Source organism: Mangrovimicrobium sediminis, from assembly GCF_004745945.1.
GTDB lineage: Bacteria > Pseudomonadota > Gammaproteobacteria > Pseudomonadales > Halieaceae > Mangrovimicrobium > Mangrovimicrobium sediminis.
In genome coordinates this window covers 189,731-211,382 of record NZ_SRLE01000007.1, presented here as the reverse complement: position 1 = coordinate 211,382, position 21,652 = coordinate 189,731, and the positions used below count along the sequence as shown (strand labels likewise).

Genomic DNA, 21,652 nt, shown 5'->3' with positions numbered 1-21,652 from the left:
GAAGCGATCAGTCGCCAACGCTGAGGGCATCCGCCTCGTCAGTTTCGACCACCAGGCGCGCGCTGTACAGCGCCGTCGACTTGCGATCACCCTTGATGTACACGACGAGGTCGAAGTCGCTGGTCATCGGCGTGCTGTTGGTAGTGAACGGCACCGGGTCCAGGCCGTCTTCCACCTTGTCCTGGTAACCCGCCACTTCGACGAAATCGTTCGCCGTCACGTCCACCCAGCCGCGAGTCGAGGACAGCGGCGACGGCCCGTTGGTGGCCTCGTCCCAGTCCAGCAGGTTGATCACCGTGGTCACGATGCTGCCCACCTCGTACTTGATGTTGTCGTGGCCGAAGGGCGGCGCACTGCACTCGATCAGCGGGATTTCCAGGCCCGGGATATCCTGGCCGAACTTGTTCGCCTTCAGGCGCCAGCGCGGGCCGGAGACCAGTTCCAGGTTCTGTGCGTCCATTTCCGCCTCACTGAGCGGCCACTGGGTGCCGACAAAGTCGTAGGTACCCGCCGCGGCGTCGTCCACATTGACGTACGACCACTCGAAGGGGTCGCGGTTGATGCTGGTGTAGTAGGCGTTGGTGAAGGCGCCGACCAGGTCCGAGGAGAACGCGTAGGGAGGATCGTTACGCGAGGTACCGGGCGTGGCCATCGGGTCCAGGGCGTAGGTGTCGGTCTGGCGCAGCACGGTGCCCGCACCGATCGGCACCGGGTCGGTCTCGCCCTCCTCCGTGGGCAGGTAGTCGCCATCGCCCTCGTAGCAGTCGTAAAGGGACGTCCAGCTGCCGTCGCCCTCCTCCTGGTAGGACACCTGGCGGCCGGTTGCCGCCTCGTTTTCCAGGTCTTCCGGGCGCACCTGGTCATTCGGGTTATTGGTGATCCAGTGGGTGATCTGCAGCTCGGCGCGGGTCACCGGATAGTCTACCCCCGGCTCCTTCCACTGCGCCGGCAGCGGCATCGGCACATAGAAGCGGATATCGCGCGGACGCTTGATCAGCGAACCCCAGCGGTACAGGGGCTTGCCGTCATCCTTCAGGGTGACGGAGTAGTCGGTGCCGGTGGCGATATCGCTCAGCACCGTTGTATTGTCGTTGGCGTAGATCTGCCCTCCCGCCTCCGGCAGCGGGGTCACGCTGGTGAGACGCAGGCCGTCGTTTGCGCCGCCGATGATCAGCAGATTGTCATCCAGTGCGGCGTTGGTGCAGTCGAAGGTGCCGTCCGCCGGGTCGGGAAAACTCAGCAGCGCCTGCTGGCCGGTCACCGGGTCCGCGTAGAAATACGGCACGGTCTCGTGGCAGCTCAGTACGTGCTCCATCACAGTGTAGTGTTCGGTGGAGCACTTGATCGACGTACCGCCCAGGCCCTGGCACCAGGTGCCCAGCGGCGGCTTCACCTTGTAGGTGTCGGTCTCGGCATTGGACACCTTCACACCCACGACCTCGCCGTTTTCCGTGATATCGCCGACCCAGCCTTCGCCGTACTCGCCGTCGTTAATGCCTACGACCTGCGCGCCGAGGAAGTCGACGACATCGAAAGCGAACTTGGTATTCACCGGGTACAGGGTGATACCGCCCTTGTCGACAAAGGGCTGCGGCCCGTCGAGCGGGCATGCCTCGGAGCCGCGCACGTCGATGCCGCAGATGGCGCGCGGCCAGTTGAGAATACCGGCGTCGTTGTAGGTGTTGCGCGGACCGAAATTGCGGCCCTGGCCCGTGCCCTGCAGGTCGAGCACCGAGAACGTGTGTTCGGTCTCATACACCGCCGCCGAGGCCAGACCGCTGGACAGCAGGCAGATGGAACCGATGCCCGGGATGGCCCGGGCCAGTGGTGTTTTGTGGAATTTCATGACGTGTCGCTCCCCATGTTGAAATAATCATGCCGGCCCGTCCTGGGCCGATGCTCTGGTCGCCGGCGCAGCGCGCGCCAGCCAGTTACTTGCCGCTTTTCTGCGGCCGGTTCTTGCTGCCGGCAGGCGCCGACTTGCCCGACTGGGCGGGGTCGCCCTTGCCGTGGTACTTCCAGTTCTGGTCGCCCTTGCCCTCGCCGGGCGTGCCGGTGCGCTGCTGGTTGGCGGGTTCGCCGCCGGCTTCCTCGACACGCTCTAGCTCACGCACCCGCTCGATCTCGCCGGATTGCGCGCCCGGCGCGCTCTCCTGGCCAATCACTTCGCGCACCCGCTCCTGTTCGGCGTCGCCAGTGGGTACCGGCGTTTGCGCCACCACGGCCGCTGACGCCAGACCGCAGATAAAAATCAAGGCTGAAAGTCGCTTCATACACACCTCTTATTGCTTCAACTGGAAGGCAGTCCTGACTGCCCATGACCAAAATGCTAGCCAAAGGTAGATTTCGCGGAATTGATCTATCGCATATTTCCAAAAAACTTTCTCATGTAAAGTATTCGTGGGTGCGTGATAGTCACCATCGCGCTGCTTTGCCCAAGGAAAGGCGCCTGGCGCCAAATACCAGAAGGAGTCTTTACTGTGATGCGCAAACGACTGATAACTGCTTGCGGCCTGTTCCTGGCCTCTTCGGCCGCCATGGCCGACATAGAACTGGTGCTGACACCGCCCGCCATTGACTACGGCACGCTGGCGGTGGGGAATTCCGTCACCGAGAATGCCTCTATCGGCATTACCTTTGACGGCAACGGCGCGCTGGATGGCAACGCCAACAATGGCAGCGTGACTTCGATCAGCCTGATCAACGTGAGCGGCAGCGGCCTCAGTGTCAGCCAGGCCTGCGCAGGCACGACTTTCAGTGCCGCTTCACCCGGGGACACCTGTGCGGTAGAAGTGACCTGTGCCCCACTTGCAGCCGGGAGCGCCACGGGTCAACTGGAGGTGGAATTCACCCTGGACAACGGCGCCTCGCCGGATGTGGCCACCGTCGATTTGAGCTGTGACGCCGTGGAATACGTCTCGCCGCCGCCCGACCCCAACGCCATCCCGGTCATGGGGGTTGTCGGACTGGGTATTCTCGGCAGCCTGCTCGGCGCACTGGCGGCGGTGGGCCTGGGGCGCAAGCGCCGCTAACACGCGGTTGCGCGGCGCCGACAGATCACCTGCTGGCGTCGCAGTATTAGTTGATCACTTCGCTGGCGGGCGCCCTCCCGGGCGCGCGCTGTCTTAGGATGGACTCTCTTCGGAGCAGTACTGGCCGCGGCGGAGGTTCCCGCGGCCTCGCTGACCACTATTCCAGTGTGAAACTGGTGGCCTCCGCCTCCAGCCGCAACTCGTAGGTCATCTCCAGGTTGCCATTGACAGAATAGCGCCGGGTGGTCTGTTCCCACTTCACCACTCCCGCCGCAGCCGAAAACCAGCGCGTGAGTTCGTCGACGATACGCTGGTCGCGCTTGTAGATATCGAAGCTGACCAGGTACTCGAAGTCATCCACCCCGGTGACAGGCAGGGTATCGAATGTCCCCAGCGGTACCGAAAGCGCCAGCGGCTCACCCATGCTGATGGAGCGCTCGCCCATAGTCAGCGGCGTGCTCGTGTTGCCGCCGAACATGGTGTAGAACGACAGCTCGACCTCGGTAAACGGGATCAGCGGTAGCGGTACTGCGATAATCCCGGTTTCGTTGGTGGCTGCGTCGGTATAGAAATTCCCGTACAGGTCGGTCAGGTCGTAGAGCGTGCCATCGGCCTCCTGCCAGATATGCACCGTACGCACGATCTCCTGCCCGGTGCCCTCCACGGTAACGGTAAGCTCCGCGGCGAGAACGTTCTTGTCGTCGTTGGAGTAGACATTCGGCAGAAAACGCAATTGCGCGGTGACATTCCCGGTGGTGGTCTGGCCGCCAGCCGGCGTCTCCGAGCGGGTACCCGAGAAGTCCACGGTATCGCCCAACTGGTAGACCCGGATGCCCTCGGGTACTACTGGTTCCTCGGGTACCGGGGGAACTTCCGGCTCTTCGGGTACGGGCGTGGAACTGCCGCCCCCACCTCCGCTGCAGGCGGTGAGCGCCAGGGACAGGCACAGGGCCGGCCACAGGTGGGTATGGGCGCGGGCTTGCATGGTCATCATCGACTCTCCTTAAGTGCGCAGGGGCGCAAACCGATGGATATGAGTAGATTTTTAGCACGTGCCCGCGCTGGGATGTGTGATGAATATCAACTCGCCCGGGGAAAGCCGGCGGCGTGACCCCTCAGGCGAATTGCGCGGCGATCGCCTCGCGGATATCGTCTGGCACCGGCGCCTTGCCGCCGCCCTCCCCGGCCATATGCACCAACACGGAACTGCCGCGCGCGGTCAGCTTGCCGTCCTGCCACAGCTCGCCAAAGAGAGTGAGCGAGGTATTGCCGACCTTGACGTCGGTGACCCGCACGCTGACGTCGCTGCCGTAGAAGGTCTCCGCGACATAGTCGATCTGGATGGAGGCGGTGAGCCATACGCGCCGCCGCGCGCCCGGCCCGCCAGCGAGGCTTTGCAGGAATTCTGTGCGGCCGATCTCGAACCAGGCCGGGATCACCGTGTTGCTGATATGGCCGAGGCCATCGGTTTCGTAAAAGCGTGGTTTTATCGTGGTTTCAAAGGCAGGCAATGTCGATCCTTAAAGTTCTTGTTGTGGTGAAAGTGCTGCGCGGACTCAGCCGCCGACCAGGCTGATCATCACCCCCGCCGCCACCGCGGAGCCGATCACCCCGGCCACGTTCGGGCCCATGGCGTGCATCAGCAGGAAGTTGTGCGGGTTGGCTTCGAGTCCCAGTTTATTGCTGACCCGCGCCGCCATCGGCACTGCGGATACGCCAGCCGAACCGATCAAGGGGTTGAGCGGGTGCTTGCCAAAGCGGTTCATCAACTTGGCAATCAGCACGCCGGAGGCGGTGCCGATGGCAAAGGCGATAATGCCCAGGAACAGGATACCCAGGGTATTCACGTCGAGGAACTTGTCCGCGACCAGCTTGGAGCCCACCGAGAGCCCGAGGAAAATCGTGGTGATGTTGATCAGCGCGTGCTGCGCGGTATCCGACAGGCGGTCGACCACCCCGCACTCTTTCATCAGGTTGCCGAAACAGAACATGCCGAGCAGCGGCGCGGCGGCCGGCAACAGCAATGCCACCAGGATCAGCAGCACCAGCGGGAACACGATTTTCTCGCGCCGCGAGACATGCCGCATCTGCACCATCTCGATCCTGCGCTCCTCCTCAGTGGTCAGTGCGCGCATGATCGGCGGCTGGATCATCGGCACCAGCGCCATGTAGGAATAGGCGGCCACGGCGATCGCGCCGAGCAGGTCCGGGGCCAGCAAACTGGACACATAAATGGCGGTGGGACCGTCCGCCCCGCCGATGATGCCGATAGCCGCGGCGTCGGCGATGGTAAAATCCATCACCCCCAGTTCAGTGAGTCCCACCGCCCCGATCACCGTGGCGAAAATACCGAACTGGGCCGCGGCACCCAGGAACAGGGTCTTGGGATTGGCCAGCAGCGGCCCGAAGTCGGTCATCGCGCCGACGCCCATGAAGATGATCAACGGCGCCGCGCCGCTGGCGATGGCGACGCTGTAGAAGTTGTAGAGCATGCCGTCGGTGAAGCCGGCGTCCAGCACGACCTGCCGCACGGCGAGATGGGTTGCCGTATCGGCGGCATCGTAGGCCGCCTGCAACGCCTTGGCCCCGGCATCCACCGGCACCTGCAGCAGTTGCGCCAGCGCGTGCAGGGTCGCCGGGTCCGCCGCGTGGAGCGCGCTCTCCACCGCCGAGTAGGCCATGCCGGCGCCCGGGATATTGGCCAGCACGCCGCCGAAACCGATGGGTACCAGCAGTAGCGGCTCGAAACCCTTGCGAATGGCGAGGAACAGCAGCAGCAGGCCGATCAGGATCATCAGCCCCTGGCCCGCATGCAGTTGCGCCAGGCCGGAGGAATTCCACAGGAGTTCGAGGTTGTGCATCGCCGGCAGCGTCCCTCAGCCGATCTCGACCAGGGAGTCGCCCACGGCCACCGCGTCGCCCGCCTTGACGTTCACCGCGACCACGGTGCCGCCGCGAATGGCGCGCACCTCGGTCTCCATCTTCATCGCCTCGAGGATGACGATCACGTCACCCGCCTCCACCGCATCGCCAACCTTGACGTTCACCTTGAAGATGTTACCGGCCAGCGGCGCGGGCAGGGGCTGTCCGTGACCATCGACCACGGCCGGGGTGGTTGCGGCCGGCGCCGGCGCCTCGGCCAGGGCGCTGACCTCGCCACCTTCGGCGACCTCGACCACGTACTGCTTGCCGTTGACCGTGACCGTGTAGACCTCCGGCGCGCCCGCCGCCCTGGCCGGAGCCGCGGGCGCCGCCGGCGCTGCCGCAGCGGCGTCGGGTGCCGGTTCGAAGGCCGAGGCATCGCCGCGGTGTTCGAGAAATTTCAGGCCGATCTGCGGGAACAGCGCGTAGGTGAGCACATCGTCGATCTCGCCCTCGCCGGAGGTCAGGCGGATGCCCTTCTCCCCGGCCAGGCTGCGCAACTCGTCGACCAGGGTATCCAGCTCGGGTTCGATCCTGTCGGCGGGACGGCAGGTGATCGGCTCGCCGCCGTCCAGCACCCGCGCGCGCAGGTCCGCGTTGACCGGGGCGGGGGTAGCCCCGTACTCGCCCTTGAGCACGCCGGCGGTTTCCCGCGAAATGGATTTGTAGCGCTCGCCGGTGAGCACGTTGAGCACCGCCTGGGTGCCCACAATCTGTGAGGTGGGCGTCACCAGCGGAATGAAACCGAGGTCTTCACGCACCCGCGGGATTTCCTCCAGCACCTCGTCCAGGCGCCCCGCCGCGCCCTGCTCCTTCAACTGGTTCTCCATGTTGGTGAGCATGCCGCCGGGCACCTGGGCCACCAGGATGCGCGAGTCCACCCCGCGCAGGGAGCCTTCGAACTTCGCGTACTTGCGCCGCACCTCGCGGAAGTAGCCGGCGATCTCTTCCAGTTTGCGAATATCCAGGCCGGTGTCGCGGTCCGTGCCGTGCAGCATCGCTACCACCGCCTCGGTCGGGGAGTGGCCGTAGGTCATGGACATCGAGGAGATCGAGGTATCCACGTTGTCGATGCCCGCTTCCACGCACTTGAGGATGGTGGCGGTGGACAACCCGGTAGTGGCGTGGCACTGCATGTGGATGGGAATGGCGCAAGCCGCCTTGAGGCGGGTGACCAGTTCGAAGCCGTCGTAGGGGTGCAGCAGGCCGGCCATGTCCTTGATGGCGATGGAGTCTGCGCCCATGTCCTCGATGCGCTTGCCCTGCTCCACCCAGGTCTCGATGGTGTGCACCGGGCTGAGGGTGTAGGAGATCGTGCCCTGGGCGTGCTTGCCCACTTCTTTCACCGCCTTCAGCGCCACCTCGATATTGCGCATGTCGTTCATGGCGTCGAATACGCGGAAAACATCCACCCCGTTGACCGCCGCGCGCTCGACGAACTTGGCCACCACGTCGTCCGCGTAGTGGCGGTAACCGAGGATGTTCTGGCCGCGGAACAGCATCTGCTGCGGGGTTTTCGGCATCGCCTTTTTCAGCTCGCGGATGCGCTCCCAAGGGTCTTCCCCGAGATAGCGAATGCAGGCGTCGAAGGTGGCGCCGCCCCAGGACTCGAGGGACCAGAAGCCCACTTCGTCGAGTTTGGCCGCGATCGGCAGCATGTCGTCCAGGCGCACCCGTGTAGCCAGCAGGGATTGGGATGCATCGCGCAGCACGACGTCGGTGATACCCAGTGGCCGCTTGTTGTCACTCATGGTTGGGGAACTCCTCCTGTCGATGCGCTAGCCGCGCTGCCGGTGCTGGCGGATGGCCGCGGTGATCACCGCGACCAGTTCGGCATCGTCGGCCGCCGGGGCCGCCCGCGGCGCTGGTGGTTTCGCCGCCGGAACCGTCGCCTCAGGGAAAAATCGCTCGATGGTTTTCGACATTGCCGCCGTCGCCAGGACCAGCAGGCACAGGAATATCACCACGGTACCCATGCCGTAGAGCAATAGTTCAAAACCCTGGGTGAGAAGATCCTGCTGCATAAACTGGGACGGGGTAATCGCTGCGAGCGTGGCGCCGTTGCCCTAAGCATAAAGCAGGCGCAGGGCGAGCGCCATGGTCGCAGCAGGCCGCCGCGCGAGCCCGTTCAGCGCCAGCCTAGGATGGGCTGCCGCCGAGCACCAGTTGCAGCTGCTGCAGTTCCTCGCGCAGGCGCTGCAACTCGCGCATGGCCAGGCGGCGCCAGGGACTGGCCTCCAGGTAGGCGCGTTCGAGGGCGAGCGCCACCTCCTCCGGGTCCGTGTCCAGGTCCAGCCCGGCGAAGTCGGCACCGACAAACGGCCGCCCCACGCCCTCCTGGAAAGCGGAGAGCATCAGGTAGCCAGCCTCCAGCTGCTCTCTCACCTTCTCCTCGCAGGCGCCACCGAGACACAGCAGCAGCGCCAGCTTGAGTTCGCCCTTGGGGTGCGGCAACTGGTTGGCATCCGCCACCTGCCCGGGCATGGGCGCCGCGCGTTCGAGGAACTGCGCGTAGTCGGTGACCTGGCGGCGGGCGTCGAGGTACTGGGAGCGGCCCGGTGTGCCCAGCAGGTGGTCCAGCAGTCGGTCGAGGGGATCCATGGGCGATTCATATGCGGCTCACGATGGGCGCTATTGCACCGTTTCTCGCGCGCCGTGGGGATTGCCGGGGGCGCCAGCGGGATGGCCATCGGCGACAGGCGTCCATTCCGCGCAAGTGAGGCCATGCGGTTCAGACCATTCAGTTGAGGTGACGCTGTCGAGTCGATGCAATTGAGGCAACGCGCGTGAGGCAACGCAGTTGAGGAACTGGCCATGCCGTTCGTCTAATGCTCGTCGGTTCCGGAGTTTCGCGCCCCGCGCCCTGTCGGGCAGCGTTCACCGCGGTGTATCATCCGGGACACCGGCACCTCGATATTCAGCAGCGCAGGGATACTCCAGCCAATGACAGCAGCCAGCACCGACATGGACACCGCCTTCTTCGGCCACCCGCGCGGCCTGTTCGTGTGCTTCGCCACCGAGATGTGGGAACGCTTCTCCTTCTACGGCATGAAGTACCTGCTGCTGCTCTACCTCACCAAGTACCACCTGTTCAGCGACGCCAACGGCCTGGAAGTACTGGGCGGCTACGCCGGCCTGGTCTACGCCATGCCAGTGATCGGCGGGCTGCTCGCCGACCGCTACCTGGGCATGCGCAAATCGGTGATCTTCGGCGGCCTCCTGCTGGTGCTGGGCCATCTGGGCATGGCGGTGGAGGGCGAACAGGCGCGCCTGGTCAACGGCGCGGTGGTGCGCGACGAGACCGCCCTGCAGGTGTTCTACCTGTCGCTGGCGCTGATCGTCGTCGGCGTGGGCTTCCTCAAGCCGAACATCTCGACCATCGTCGGGCGCCTGTACAGCGAGGACGACCCGCGCCGCGATGCGGGCTTCACCATCTTCTACATGGGTATCAACATCGGGGCATTTATCGCCACCCTGTTGTGCGGTTACCTCGGCGAAACCCTGGGCTGGGCCTACGGTTTCGGCGCCGCGGGTATCGGCATGCTGTTCGGCCTGGTCACGTTTATTCGCGGGCAGAAATACCTGCATGGCTACGCCGAACCCAGCAACCCGGAACTACTGCGCGCCAAGTCTCCCATCGGGCTGAGCCACGAGGTCACCATCTACCTGGGTTCGCTGCTGGCGATTGCCGCGGCATGGCAGATGCTGCAATTCCATGGCGCGGTCGGCATGCTGCTGCACTCGCTGTCCGTGATCGTGCTCATCGGCCTGGCCTGGTATGTGTTCGCCCGCTGCAACAAGATCGAGCGTGAGCGCATGATTGCATTGATCATCCTGACCATCTCATCGGTGGTGTTCTGGGCGCTGTTCGAACAGGCCGCCGCCTCCATGACCCTGTTCGCCGACCGCGTAATGGACCGGCAGATTTTCGGCCTCAACCTGACGGCGGCACAGTACGGTTCGTTGAATTCGATGTTTATCTTCATCTTCGCCCCATTGTTCGCCTGGCTGTGGACCACCCTGGGCCGGCGCGGCCTGGAACCGCGCACCCCGGTCAAATTCGCGCTGGGCATCGCCCAGGCAGGACTCGGTTTCGGCGCCCTGGTGTACGGCGCCACCCATACCAACGAGGCAGGCCTCGTGGCCGGTTACTGGATGGTTCTGGCCTACCTGCTGCACACCACTGGCGAGTTGTGCTTGTCGCCGGTGGGCCTGTCCGCGGTGACCCGGCTGTCGGTACCCGGCGTGGTTGGCGTAATGATGGGCTCGTGGTTCCTGGCCACCGCCTACTCGGAATTCGTCGCGGCACAGCTGGCCAAGCTCGCCGCCATCCCCACCGTGGAAGGCGGTGTCACCGATGTCGCCGCCGCCCTTTCCAGCTACACCGAGCTGTTTACCGACCTGCTGTTCGCCGGCCTCGGCGTCGGCGCCCTGCTGTTGCTGTTGTCGCCGCTGCTCAAACGCATGATGCACGGCGTGCACTGAGCCCGCGGCGACGGACGCACTGGCCACGCGCCAGACAATGCACATTCGCGCACTTCCCGCTTGGCAAGCCGGCGGCGATCATCGAACATAAGCCCCTGCAAAAAACACAATAATCCGGGGGATGTGTGAAAGACGGGGTGAACCTGTTCAACCTCGAATTTTCGGGCAAAATTCTGCCGGGGCGGGATGTCACCCGGGCTCGCGCGCGCTTCGCAGAAATGTTCGAGGTGCACAGCCCCACTCGCCTTGAACATTACTTCTCCGGCGAAACCTTCGTGCTGCGCGAAAAGCTCGACCGCAAAGTGGCCGGCGAATACTTCGCCAGGATGCGCAAGGTCGGCCTGGAGGCAAACCTGGTCAAGATCGCGACCGAGGCGGCGCAAGCGGAGCCAGCACCCACCACCGACAACACGCCTGCCACAAAAGAGAAACCGAAAACCGGCAGCAGCACCTCGCGCAAGCAGGCCGCCGCCGACAGGAAGCGCCGGCGCAAGAGCCAGGCCCACGAGCGCAAGCAGGCGCAGCAGGCGGCCAAGCGCAAGACGCGTAAACAGGCATCGTCGGCCACCGCAGCGCAGAGCGAGACCGCCACAGCCCCACCGGCAAAGAGCACCGCAGCGCCGCCGGCAAAAACCACCACAGCCAAAACCCCAGCAACGAAAGCCCGGGCGAAGGAAAACCCGGCGGGCAAAACCGGCACGGCCGGGGCGCAGGACGCCGCGGCAAGTCCAGCGCCAGGCAAGGCCGCCGCGCGGACAGCATCCAGGGCGGCAAAAAAGCCGTCGGCGCGACCAAAGACCGAGACACCCGCCAGCCCCGCCGGCAAGTCCCCACGCCAACCGGCCGCCAGTGCCAGCAGCAAAGCCCGCGCCGACAGCGCGGCCAAGATCCCCGGCAAACACAGTCCGACCAACACCTCCGGCAAACGCAGCGCGCAGTCGACCCCCGGCAAAGCGCGCAAGCGCGCACCAATCACCTCCCGGCTCATCCTGCCGGGGGTGTTGCGCCGCGCGGCGGAGCCGACGAAGCAGCGCTCGGGCGCGCCCAACCCCTACCGCCTGCACCCGTTTCGCAACACGCCGGAGGTGCGCGGCCGGGCGGCCCGCGCTGCTACCGGCGCGCGCCGCGGGCTGATGTGGGGAACCGCGGCGCTGGCAGTACTGCTGATTCTGGCCGGCAGTTTTATCGCGCGGCACGCCAGCGCACCGCTGCGTGGTCCGGCGGCGGTGGCCGCCGCTCCGGGCGGCGCCCTGGTGTTGCTGGCCGGCGACAAGCTGCTGCTGCACGATCGCGCCGGTGTTCCCGAGCGGCGTATCGAAGCCGCCGAACTGGGCCTGCGCGAACTCGCTCCGCCCTTGCTGTTCGTGGAGCGCGAGTTGTTGCTCAGCGCCCGCGCGGCGGACGACGACAGCGTCATGCAACTGTGGCGCTGCGACCTCGAGGCGCCGCAGTGCACGGCGTTCGGCGCCGACAGCGCCGCACTGGATATCGTCGCCATCGTTCACCACGCACTGAGCGGCGACTTCATCGTCGCCGACGCCAGCCTGCCCGGACTGGTGAAACTGGACTCCAAGGGGGGAGAGAAAGCACGCACGGAACGTGAACTGCCCGCCAACCCCGTATTACGACTGGACATGGGACTGCTGTTCGTGAACAGTGCCGAGGGCCCGGCGATCAGCGTGCTGCGCTTCGAGGACCGCGCCTTCGGCCACCAACTGGACGAAATCCTGCTGTTGCCGCCGATGGCGGTGGAAGCCGGCCAGGACAGCGTCGCGGATTTCATCCGCCAGGACGACAACTGGTGGGCCACCCTGCTCAACCCGGATAGTGGCCGTGCGGACACTTATATCTTTGACAACGACTGGCAGCTGCATCGCACCCTGCTGCGCAAGGACTTCGCCGGTGCGGGAGACCTGGTGAACTGGGGCCAGAAGGTGCTGTTGGCCAGCGACCGGCAACGCGAGGTACTGCGCTTCAACGACCGCGGCAAACCCGAGGCGCTGTTTACCTCACCGCTGCTCGACGAACTGATCGGCGGTGAAACCAGCGTGCGTCGCGCCGTCGACCTCGGCTGGTACCTCGCCCTCCTCGCCTGCACCACGGTCACCCTGCTGGGACTGGGCTACGCAGCGTTCAACCGCTATCGCTGGCGTGTGTACCGCGGTCACAAGGCACACGGCGCACAGCCGTTGGATGCGGCGCTGGAGCGCGTGAGCTGGTTGCCCGAGGACCCGCGCCGGGATACCCAGTTGCTGCTCGCCGTGACAGTGACCGGCGCGCTGGGCGTGGTCCTGCTCGCGGTGGCGGCAGTACTGGGGACCGGTGTCGCCGGAATGGCGGCCCTGTTGCTGGTGATCGGCAGCACACTCGCCGCGCTGCTGGTACTGCAGCGCAGCGGCGCGGATCATGTCGGCCTGCTGGACCGGGAACTGGTGCTGGTAGACCACCGCGAGACCTACCACCACAGCAGTGGCCGCGGTCTGCAGCGGCGCGGCCCTTTCCTGTTTATCGACGACGTAATGGTGTACACCGGCAGCCCCTGGCTCGCCGCCCTCGAACGCGGTGCCGTGCGCGAGCAGCTGGAACCGCGACTGGCCGACGCGGCGCCGGCGCCGCTGGGCGCGCTGCTGGTGCGCCTGCGGGAGAGCGGCCACCCGCTGGGCCAGGCGGGACTCCTGCTGGCCACCGGCCTGGCCTTCGCCGCGCTCGCCCTGCTGGTCGGCGGACTGCCCTGGTAAGCGTGGAGCCGCGCGGCCAGTCAACGGCTCAGGGACAGCCCGGCGGCGAATTCGCTATACTGGCGCGGTGCAGCCCCGGACCCCTACGATGAGCGATCCCAGCGCAACCCGCGTGTCCCTGTTCGTGACCTGTCTCGCGGACCTGATGCGGCCGTCGGTCGCCTTCGCCAGTCTCGAATTGCTCGAGTACGCCGGCTGTATCGTCGACGTACCCGAGGCGCAGACCTGCTGCGGCCAGCCCGCCTACAACACCGGCGATTACGAGGCCGGCATCCCGCTGGCACAACGCACCATCGAACTGTTCGAACACGCCGAGTACGTGGTTGCCCCCTCGGGCTCCTGCGCCGGCATGATCTGCCACCACTACCCGAAACTGCTGGAGGGCCAGTGGCGCGAACGCGCCCGCGACCTCGCCAGCCGCACCTGGGAACTCACCAGCTTCCTCACCGAGGTGGTCAAGATCGAGCGCCTGCCGCCACTGCGCAACAAGCTGCCGCGCATCACCTACCACGACAGCTGCGCCGGCCTGCGCGAGATGGGCGTGCGCCAGCAGCCGCGGCAGTTGCTCGAACACGGGCGCGGCGTGCATATCGACGAGCTGGCGCAGACCGAGGTCTGCTGCGGTTTCGGCGGCACCTTCTGCGCGAAAATGCCGGCGATCTCGGCCAAGATGGCCGACGACAAACTGGCCGCGGCCAGCGCCAGCGGCTCCGGCATGCTCACCGGCGGCGACCTCGGCTGCCTGCTGCACCTGGCCGGCCGCGCGCGGCGCACCGGCGTCGACCTGGAAATCCGCCACGTGGCCGAGATCCTCGCCGGCGACCTCGACACCCCGGCCATCGGCGAGGCGGAATGAACGCCCAGGACCCCGAGCACTACTCGTTCATCGACGCCGCCCAGCGCGCCCTGGGCGATCCCGCCGCGGTGGCGCAGCGCGACATGCTGGCGCGGGTCACGCCACAACTGCGCGAGCGCGCAGTGGCCGGCTTCGGCGAGTTCGAGGCGCTGCGCCAGCACCTGCGCCGGGTACGCCAACATACCCTCGACAACCTCGACTACTACCTGCCGCGTTTCGAACTGGAGGCCACCCACAACGGCAACCGCGTGCATTACGCTGAAACCGCGCGCGACCTCAACGGTATCGTGCTGGACATCTGCCGCGAACACGGCGCGCGCCGCGTCGCCAAGGGCAAGTCCATGGTCACCGAGGAAACCGAGCTCACCGCCAGCCTGGAGCGCGAGGGCCTGCACGTGGTGGAGACCGACCTCGGCGAGTACATCGTGCAACTGGCCGGCGAGAAGCCCGCGCACATCGTCGGTCCCGCGCGGCACAAATCCATCGCCCAGATCCGCGAGCTGTTCCTCGCCGCACACAAGCTCGGCGAGCGCAAACTGGAGCGCGCCGAGGACCTCGTGGCGGAAGCGCGCCAGGTGATGCGCGAGCATTTCCTGGGCGCCGAAGTCGGCATCATCGGCGCCAATGCGCTGATCGCGGAGAACGGCTACAGCATGCTGGTCACCAACGAGGGCAACGGCGACCTGTGCGCCAGCCTGCCCAAGGTACTCATCGTGTGCACGACGCTCGACCGCCTGCTGCCGCGGGCCACGGACGCCGCCGCCCTGCAGCGCCTGCTGGTGCGCTCCGCCACCGGCCAGGACCAGACCTGTTACACCAGCTTCTACTCCGGGCCACGCCGCGCGGCGGACGCCGACGGCCCACTGGAAACCCATATCGTGCTGCTCGACAACCACCGCAGCGACATCCTGGACAGCGACTACCGCGACATGCTGCAGTGCATCCGCTGCGGCGCCTGCCTCAATCACTGCCCGATCTTCGCCGCCGCCGGCGGCCATGCCTACGGCAGTGTCTACCCCGGCCCCATGGGCTCAGTGCTCGCCCCGCTGCTGGACTCGCTGGAGACCTATGCGGAACTGCCCAACGCCTGCACCAGTTGCGGCCGCTGCGAGGAAGTCTGCCCGGCGGCCATTCCCCTGCCCGACCTGCTGCGCGACCTGCGCCACGACCAGCAGCGCGCCGGCATCACGCCGCAGCGCTGGCGGCGCGGAATGCGCCTGCACGCCTGGCTCGCCGGGCAGCCGCGCCTCTATCACTGGCTGACGGCGAGGGGTATTGGCCTGCTGAACTGGCTGGGCCGCCGCCGCGGCGCGTTCCGCCGCCTGCCCTTCGCCGGTGGCTGGACCGGGGAGCGGGACTTCCCGGCGCCCCAGCGCGGCACCTTCATGCAGCAGTACCGGGCCCTGCAACGCGAGGTGCCGGACGATGAGTGACGACAGCCGCCGGCGCATACTGGCGCGTATCCGCGGCATCGGTGGCGGTCGCGACGCGGCGTCGATCGAGCGCGAACTCGCCGCACTGGGCGCGGCGCCGGGCGCCCCGGCCCCGGACGAGGACCCGGTGACCAGCTTCATGTGCAATGTGCTGCGCAACCACGGCAGCGTGGATATCGCCGCCGACCGCCGCGCCGCGGTGGAAGCAGTCGGCCGCTACCTCTACCGCGAATTGCGCAGCCATCGCCTGGTGGCGGGCAACGACCCACACCTCGCCGCCATGCCCTGGCGCGACGGCGGTGTGCTGCCGCGCTTCGGCACGCTGGAAAACGGCGAACAGGCGGCGCTGAGCTACGCGCCCTGGGGCATCGCCGAAACCGGTGCGACCGTCCTTGTCACCGGTCGCTATAGTCCGTCCAGCAATCACCTGCTGCCGGTTCACCACCTGGTACTGGTGGAGAGCGCCAACATCCTGCCTGACCTCGAGGCGTTCTGGCAGCGCAGCGAACTGCCGCGCGGCAAGCGCCCGCGCGGCATCAGCTTTGTCGCGGGTCCGTCGAGTACCGGGGATATCGAGGCCAAGCTGGTCTACGGCGCCCACGGCCCGCAAGCCTGGCACGTGATCGTCATGGGGGAAGTGGCGCCCGACGCGCTGCAACGCGCGAACGAGCTGGCCGGCCGCGCCGCACAGTCAATCCCGCAGGACGCCTAGCAGCGAGTCCAAGAACAGGCGTTTCTGCCGGAACCGGCTGGAATACCGGAACCGGCAAGAACTGCGACGCCCGGGCGAAATAGCCCGAACTGCTACAGCGGCGTATAGGAGAACTTCTGCCCGCCCAGGGTCGCCTCGTACATCAGGCCGCCCTTGGCGATGGTGAAAATAGCCATGCCCTTGCGGTAGCCGGCGGAGACCGTGGAGGCGTCATTCTGGCCGCCGCTGACCCCGGCGCCGGCACCGCCGCCGGTATTGGCCTGGGCGGAAACGCCTGCCGTGATGGCGACCGCGGTGGCCTGGGCGCCGAACTCGAAGTTGCCCGAGGTGAACGACTTGAAGGCGGACTCGTCCTCGAAGAAGATAATCTGGCTGAAGGCCTGGCCGCCGAGCTGGAAACCTACCGTCAGCTGCGTCATCTTGGTATCACCGACATACTCGCCGCCGGCATAGACCCGCCCCTTGCCATGCGCCCCGCCCACGCCGATACCGCCCTTGCCGATGGTCGGGAACACGGCGTAGCCGTAGGCCGACCCGAAATACCCACCGCTCTCGCCGGCGCTCTTGAATGCGCCGATCGTCTTGGCGTAATCGGCGGCGGCATCGTCCGCCGCGGCAAACGGCGCCAGGCAGGCCAGCAGTACTGCCAGGAACGTATTTCTTGCACAAATCGACATGGGTTTCACCTCGTTGTCAGACAGCCTTGCGGGCCGGGAGCCCACAGTATAGCCAGACAATGCAGATTGCGAAGCCGTGTTGCAGCGGTCTCGCGTCGCTCCGCCAGAACCCGCCGTCGGCGACGGCTCAACCGGTATTGCGCATACCCGCGGCAATGCCGGCAATGGTCACCATGATGGCGCGCTCCACCTCCGGCTCCACCGCATCGTCGCCGGCGGCGCGGTGGCGTTTGAGCAGCTCCGCCTGCAGGTAGTTGAGCGGGTCGGTGTAGATGTTGCGCAGGTGGATCGACTCCGCGGTCCAGGGCTGGTCCTGCAGCAGGCTCTCGCTGCCGTGGATACCCAGCACGGTGTCGATATCCCGCGCCAGCTGGGCGCGCAGTTCGTCGCCGATGCGCCGGGTGTCCGCCGGCACCAGCAGGTCGTCGTAGTAGGTGGACAGCCCGGTGTCGGTCTTGGCGAAGACCATCTCCAGCATGGACAGGCGCACCTCGAAGAACGGCCACTGGGCCGCCATCTCGCGCAACAGCTCCGCCCTGCCGTCCGCGACCACTGCCGCCAGCGCCTCGCCGGCGCCCAGCCAGGCGGGCAGCATCAGGCGGTTCTGCGACCAGGCGAAGATCCAGGGAATCGCGCGCAGGCTCTCGATGCCACCGCCCTTCTTGCGCCGCGCCGGGCGCGAACCCAGTGGCAGCTTGGCCAGTTCCTGTTCGGGGGTGGTGTCGCGGAAATACGGCACGAAATCCGGGTCCTCGCGCACCACCTTGCGGTAGGCGGCGCAGGACACCTCGGAGAGTTCGTCCATCACCGCCCGCCAGTCCTCGCGCGGTGCCGGCGGCGTGGCCAGGTTGGCGCGGCAGATGGCGACGGTGTAGAGCGCCAGGGTCTTCACCGCCAGCGAGGTCCAGCCCAGCTTGGTGCGGATCATCTCGCCCTGCTCGGTCACCCGCAGGCCGGTCTTCAGCGATCCCGGCGGCTGCGACAGCAGCGCCTCGCGTGCCGGTGCGCCGCCGCGCCCGATGGTGCCGCCGCGGCCGTGGAACAGGGTCAGTTCGACCTGGTGTTGCGCGCACAGCTCGAGCAATTCCTCCTGCGCCCGATACTGCGCCCAGGACGCCGCCAGCACGCCGGCGTCCTTGGCTGAGTCCGAATAGCCGATCATCACCATCAGCTCGCCGCCGATCTGGCCGCGGAACCAGTGGCTGTGCAGCAGGTCGCTGATCACCGCGCGCGCCCGCGACAGGTCGTCGAGGGTCTCGAACAGCGGCGACACCGGCAGGTGGTAGGGCACGCCGGCTTCTTTCATCAACAGGTAGACCGCGAGCACGTCCGAGGCCTGTTGCGCCATGGAAATCACGTAGGCGCTGAGCGCCTGGCGCGGCTGCTCGGCGATCACCGCGCAGGTATCGAGTACTTCCTGCACGTCCGCGGAGGGCTGCCACTGCCGCGGCAGCAGCGGCCGGCGGCTGGACAGCTCCTGCAGCAGGAAGGCGCGGCGCGTGTCCTCGTCCCAGCCGGCGTAGTCGCCCAGGCCCAGGTAGCGGGTGATCTCGGCGATCGCCTCGGTGTGCCGGGCGCTGTCCTGGCGGATGTCGTGGCGCACGAGGTGCACGCCGAAACAGCGCACCCGGCGCAGCACGTCGAGCAGGGTGCCCTCGGCGATGATCTGCATGCCGCAGTCGATCAGCGACTGGTAGCAGGCGTACAGCGGGTCCCACAGCTGCGCTGAATCCTCGAGGATCTCGCCCTCGGGCGGCGGTTCGCCGTCCAGCCGCGCCTCCAGCGTCAGCAGGGTACGGCGCAACATGTCGCGCAGGCCGCGCAGGATGTCGCGATAGGGTTCGTGGGCGCCGTCGGCCAGGGCGCGCAGCGCCGGGCTGGCACGGGTGACCGAAAGCTCCTCCAGCAGTTGGGTGACGTCCGCCAGGTACAGGTCCGCCGCCTGCCAGCGCGAGAGCAGCAGCACCTCGCGGGTGACTTTCGCGGTGACGTTGGGATTGCCGTCGCGGTCGCCGCCCATCCAGGAGGCGAAGCTGACCGGCGCGGCGTCCAGCGGCAGGCGCTCGCCGCAGTACTCGCGCAGGGCGCCGTCCAGGCGGCGCATGAATTCCGGCACCGCCCGCCACAGGGATTCCTCGACCACGGCGAAGCCCCACTTGGCCTCGTCCACCGGCGTCGGCCGCTCGCGGCGGAAGTCGTCGCCGTACCAGATCTGCGCGACCAGTTCGCACAGGCGTTCGTGCAGGTGCTCCTCCTCGCGCGGGGTGAGGCCGGACAGCTCCAACTGGCCGAGGCAGCGGCCGATCTCGCTGTGCTTGTGGATCAGGGTGCGCCGGGTGATCTCGGTGGGGTGTGCGGTGAGCACCAGCTCGATGCGCAGGTCGCCGACGGTGGCGGCGATCGCCTCGCTGGAAAAGCCCTCCTCGCGCAGCTCGCGCAGGCAGTTGTCGAGGTTGAGCGAGGCCGAGAGCAGCTCGTCCATCTCGCGCGAGACCATGTGCCGCTGGTCGGCGATGTTGGCGAGATTGAGGAACTGCGCAAAGGCCCGCGCCACCGGCACCAGTTGCCCGGTCTCCAGCGAGCGCAGCTGTGCGAGCAGTTGCTCGCGGTCGTCGCCGGAACCGTCGCGCGCACCCTTGGACAGGCCGCGGATGCGCTCCACCAGGGCGAAGACATCCTCGCCCTCGGCGGCGGCGACGGTGTCGCCGAGAATACGGCCCAGCGCACTGACGTTCTTGCGCAGGCTGCTGTAGTCGGGCTCCTGGGGCACATTCACCAGCCGCTGATCCTCCCCAGCAGGTCGCAGACACGCGAGGAGTAACCCCACTCGTTGTCGTACCAGTTGAGCACACGCAGGTAGCGCTCGCAGGTCACGCCGCTGAAGCCGGAATCGTAGATCGACGAGTGCGAGTTGCCGATGATGTCCGAGGAGACAACCGGCGTATCGCTGAACTGCAGGATGCCGCTCAGGCGCTCCGATTCAGCGGCGGCCTTCACCACCTCGTTGACATCGGCAACCGTGACCGACTTGCCCAGCTTCACGAACAGGTCGACCACCGAGCCGTCCGGCACCGGCACCCGCGCGGCGATGCCGTGCAGCTTGCCCTTGAGGTCCGGGAGCACCTCGCCCACCGCCTTGGCTGCGCCGGTGGAGGTGGGAATGATGTTCTCCGCCGCCGCGCGGCTGCGCCGCCAGTCCGAGTGCGGTACATCCGCCAGGCGCTGGTCGTTGGTGTAGGCGTGCACCGTGTTGATCACGCCCTCCTCGATACCGAAGGCGTCGTTCAGTACCCAGGCCATCGGCGCCAGGCAGTTGGTGGTGCAGCTGGCATTGGAGATCAGCTTGTGCTCCGGGGTCAGGCCATCGTGGTTCACGCCCAGCACCACGGTGTAGTCCACCGGGTCCTTGGAGGGCACGGTGAGCACCACGCGCGAGGCGCCGGCTGCCAGGTGCTGTTCCAGTTGCTCGCGCTTGCGGAACACGCCGGTGGATTCCACCACCACATCGACGCCCATCTCACCCCAGGGAATGTCCGCCGGGTTGCGCTCGCTGAACAGTTTCACCTTGCTCTTGTCGGTGACGAAGTGGCCGTCCTCGAGTTTGAGCGATTTGTTGAACGGCCCCATCACCGTGTCGTAGCTGAGCAGGTAGCGCAGCGCGTCGTAGTCGAACAGGTCGTTGATCGCCACCACGTCGACACCGGGGACGTTTTCCAGGATACGGAAGACCGAGCGGCCGATGCGGCCGAAACCATTGATACCAACTTTCATCAGGCCACCTCCTTCCGGCTGTCCAGGCTGTCATAGAGCCGCACCACATCGAGCAGGCGCGCGGCGTGGCCGCGGGTCTCGTACCAGCTCAGGGTTTTGATGGTGTTCTGGCCGGCCTTGATGGTGCCCTTGAGATCGAAGAGCAGGCTCAGCGGGCTGCCGATCACATCGGAGGAGACGATCGGGTCCTCGGCGACGCCGATGATCCCGGGGTGATCCTGCGCCGCCTTGCACATGGCGGCGTTGATCGCCTCGGCATCCACCGCGCTGTCCGCCATCACCAGGTTGACGTCGAGCAGGCAGCCCTCCTGCACCGGCACATTGAGCGCCGAGGTGAGGATCTTGCCCTCGAACTGCGGCAGGAAATAGCCGATCCAGTCGCTGGCCTCATGGTTGTTGGGGATGATGTTCTTGGCCGCGGAGCGGCTGCGGCGGTAGTCGGAACCGGCGTAGTCCTGCAGCGCCTGGTCCGAGGTGTACGCATGCACCGTGGTCATGTTGCCGCAGACTATCTCGAACTGCTCGGCGAGGCTGTCCAGCAGCAGGGCCAGCGCGCCCGTAGTGGCCGATCCGGCGGAGATCATGCGGTCGTCGGCGCTGGCGCTGGCCTCGTTGAGGCCGGGGATTATGATGCGGTCGATGTCGTCGGTGGGCAGGGTGCGCAGGATGACCCGCGGCGCGCCGCTGGCCAGGTGATCGCCCATCGACTGGCTGTCGCGGAATTTACCGGTGGAATCGATCACCGCGTCGACGCCGAACACGTCCCAGGGCATCTCCGCCGGGCGGTCGATCTCCACCAGGCGCGAGCGGAAGCGGTCGGTGACCAGGAAGTTGCCCTCCAACCGGAACTTCTCCGGCTGCTCCACCTCGGAGCGCAACAGGTAGTGGAGGATGTGGGGCCTGCCGATATCGGCGACGGCGACGATCTCGACATCCTCGCTCATCGCAGCCAGTTCGTAGATTTGCCGGCCGGTCTGGCCGAATCCCATGATGCCCACGCGAATGGGTCGTTGCCTGCTCATTGCG

General features: G+C 66.6%; 18 protein-coding genes. 6 read left to right on the top strand and 12 right to left on the bottom strand.

The genetic code is table 11. The annotated features are described in order from the left end of the window. Positions 1-7: 7 nt before the first annotated feature. Both E4634_RS10470 and E4634_RS10465 read right to left on the bottom strand, forming a co-directional pair. The gene (locus tag E4634_RS10470; RefSeq protein ID WP_135443621.1) at positions 8-1,846 is read right to left on the bottom strand and encodes a hypothetical protein; all 1,839 of its coding nucleotides are present in this window, start codon (positions 1,844-1,846) and stop codon (positions 8-10) included. An 85-nt stretch (positions 1,847-1,931) separates the two neighbouring features. Then, on the bottom strand, positions 1,932-2,273 hold the full coding sequence (locus E4634_RS10465) for a hypothetical protein (RefSeq protein WP_135443619.1): 342 nt from the start codon (positions 2,271-2,273) through the stop codon (positions 1,932-1,934). A gap of 210 nt (positions 2,274-2,483) precedes the next feature. Here E4634_RS10465 and E4634_RS10460 point away from each other — a divergent pair, with 210 nt between their 5' ends. Continuing rightward, positions 2,484-3,032 (top strand): hypothetical protein, encoded by a 549-nt coding sequence (locus tag E4634_RS10460; protein WP_135443617.1) that lies wholly within the window; start codon positions 2,484-2,486, stop codon positions 3,030-3,032. 157 nt (positions 3,033-3,189) lie between these two features. On the opposite strand, the gene E4634_RS10455 is transcribed toward E4634_RS10460, so the two are convergent. From E4634_RS10455 to E4634_RS10430, 6 genes are all read right to left on the bottom strand, one after another. Continuing rightward, a complete protein-coding gene (locus E4634_RS10455) occupies positions 3,190-4,026 on the bottom strand; it encodes a hypothetical protein (protein ID WP_135443615.1) in 837 nt (278 codons plus the stop codon). A gap of 121 nt (positions 4,027-4,147) precedes the next feature. Further along, positions 4,148-4,543, bottom strand: a complete 396-nt coding sequence (locus E4634_RS10450) for an acyl-CoA thioesterase (RefSeq protein WP_135443613.1) — start codon at positions 4,541-4,543, stop codon at positions 4,148-4,150. 45 nt (positions 4,544-4,588) lie between these two features. Then, positions 4,589-5,893, bottom strand: a complete 1,305-nt coding sequence (locus E4634_RS10445) for a sodium ion-translocating decarboxylase subunit beta (RefSeq protein ID WP_135443612.1) — start codon at positions 5,891-5,893, stop codon at positions 4,589-4,591. Positions 5,894-5,908: 15 nt separating this feature from the next. After that, positions 5,909-7,705, bottom strand: coding sequence for a sodium-extruding oxaloacetate decarboxylase subunit alpha (gene oadA / locus E4634_RS10440; RefSeq protein ID WP_135443610.1), 1,797 nt, complete (start codon positions 7,703-7,705; stop codon positions 5,909-5,911). Positions 7,706-7,732: 27 nt separating this feature from the next. Then, positions 7,733-7,978: an OadG family protein gene (locus tag E4634_RS10435; RefSeq protein WP_135443608.1), complete on the bottom strand. Its 246-nt coding sequence runs from the start codon at positions 7,976-7,978 to the stop codon at positions 7,733-7,735. Positions 7,979-8,093: 115 nt separating this feature from the next. Further along, the gene (locus tag E4634_RS10430; protein ID WP_135443606.1) at positions 8,094-8,555 is read right to left on the bottom strand and encodes a hypothetical protein; all 462 of its coding nucleotides are present in this window, start codon (positions 8,553-8,555) and stop codon (positions 8,094-8,096) included. A gap of 342 nt (positions 8,556-8,897) precedes the next feature. Here E4634_RS10430 and E4634_RS10425 point away from each other — a divergent pair, with 342 nt between their 5' ends. The 5 genes from E4634_RS10425 to E4634_RS10405 all read left to right on the top strand — a co-directional run bounded on the left by E4634_RS10425 (position 8,898) and on the right by E4634_RS10405 (position 16,178). Beyond that, positions 8,898-10,439, top strand: coding sequence for a peptide MFS transporter (locus E4634_RS10425; protein ID WP_135443605.1), 1,542 nt, complete (start codon positions 8,898-8,900; stop codon positions 10,437-10,439). A gap of 125 nt (positions 10,440-10,564) precedes the next feature. Then, complete coding sequence (locus E4634_RS10420) at positions 10,565-13,177, top strand: hypothetical protein (protein WP_135443603.1); 2,613 nt, start codon at positions 10,565-10,567, stop codon at positions 13,175-13,177. A gap of 88 nt (positions 13,178-13,265) precedes the next feature. Beyond that, positions 13,266-14,033, top strand: coding sequence for a (Fe-S)-binding protein (locus tag E4634_RS10415; protein WP_135443601.1), 768 nt, complete (start codon positions 13,266-13,268; stop codon positions 14,031-14,033). Further along, entirely contained in the window at positions 14,030-15,466 is a 1,437-nt protein-coding gene (locus E4634_RS10410; protein ID WP_135443599.1) for a LutB/LldF family L-lactate oxidation iron-sulfur protein, read from the top strand. The genes E4634_RS10415 and E4634_RS10410 overlap by 4 nt, the downstream gene beginning before the upstream one ends. Beyond that, the gene (locus E4634_RS10405) at positions 15,459-16,178 is read left to right on the top strand and encodes a LutC/YkgG family protein (RefSeq protein ID WP_135443597.1); all 720 of its coding nucleotides are present in this window, start codon (positions 15,459-15,461) and stop codon (positions 16,176-16,178) included. The genes E4634_RS10410 and E4634_RS10405 overlap by 8 nt, the downstream gene beginning before the upstream one ends. A 92-nt stretch (positions 16,179-16,270) precedes the next feature. Here E4634_RS10405 and E4634_RS10400 read toward each other — a convergent pair whose 3' ends face one another. From E4634_RS10400 to E4634_RS10385, 4 genes are all read right to left on the bottom strand, one after another. Beyond that, the gene (locus tag E4634_RS10400; RefSeq protein ID WP_135443595.1) at positions 16,271-16,855 is read right to left on the bottom strand and encodes a YSC84-related protein; all 585 of its coding nucleotides are present in this window, start codon (positions 16,853-16,855) and stop codon (positions 16,271-16,273) included. A 127-nt stretch (positions 16,856-16,982) separates the two neighbouring features. Continuing rightward, positions 16,983-19,631 carry a phosphoenolpyruvate carboxylase gene (ppc, locus tag E4634_RS10395; RefSeq protein WP_135443593.1) on the bottom strand — a complete coding sequence of 883 codons (2,649 nt, stop codon included), beginning with the start codon at positions 19,629-19,631 and terminating at the stop codon, positions 16,983-16,985. Continuing rightward, positions 19,628-20,626 (bottom strand): type I glyceraldehyde-3-phosphate dehydrogenase, encoded by a 999-nt coding sequence (gap, locus tag E4634_RS10390; RefSeq protein WP_135443591.1) that lies wholly within the window; start codon positions 20,624-20,626, stop codon positions 19,628-19,630. The genes ppc and gap overlap by 4 nt, the downstream gene beginning before the upstream one ends. After that, entirely contained in the window at positions 20,626-21,648 is a 1,023-nt protein-coding gene (locus tag E4634_RS10385) for a type I glyceraldehyde-3-phosphate dehydrogenase (RefSeq protein WP_135443589.1), read from the bottom strand. Before E4634_RS10385 ends, gap begins: the two co-directional genes overlap by 1 nt. Positions 21,649-21,652: the final 4 nt, after the last annotated feature.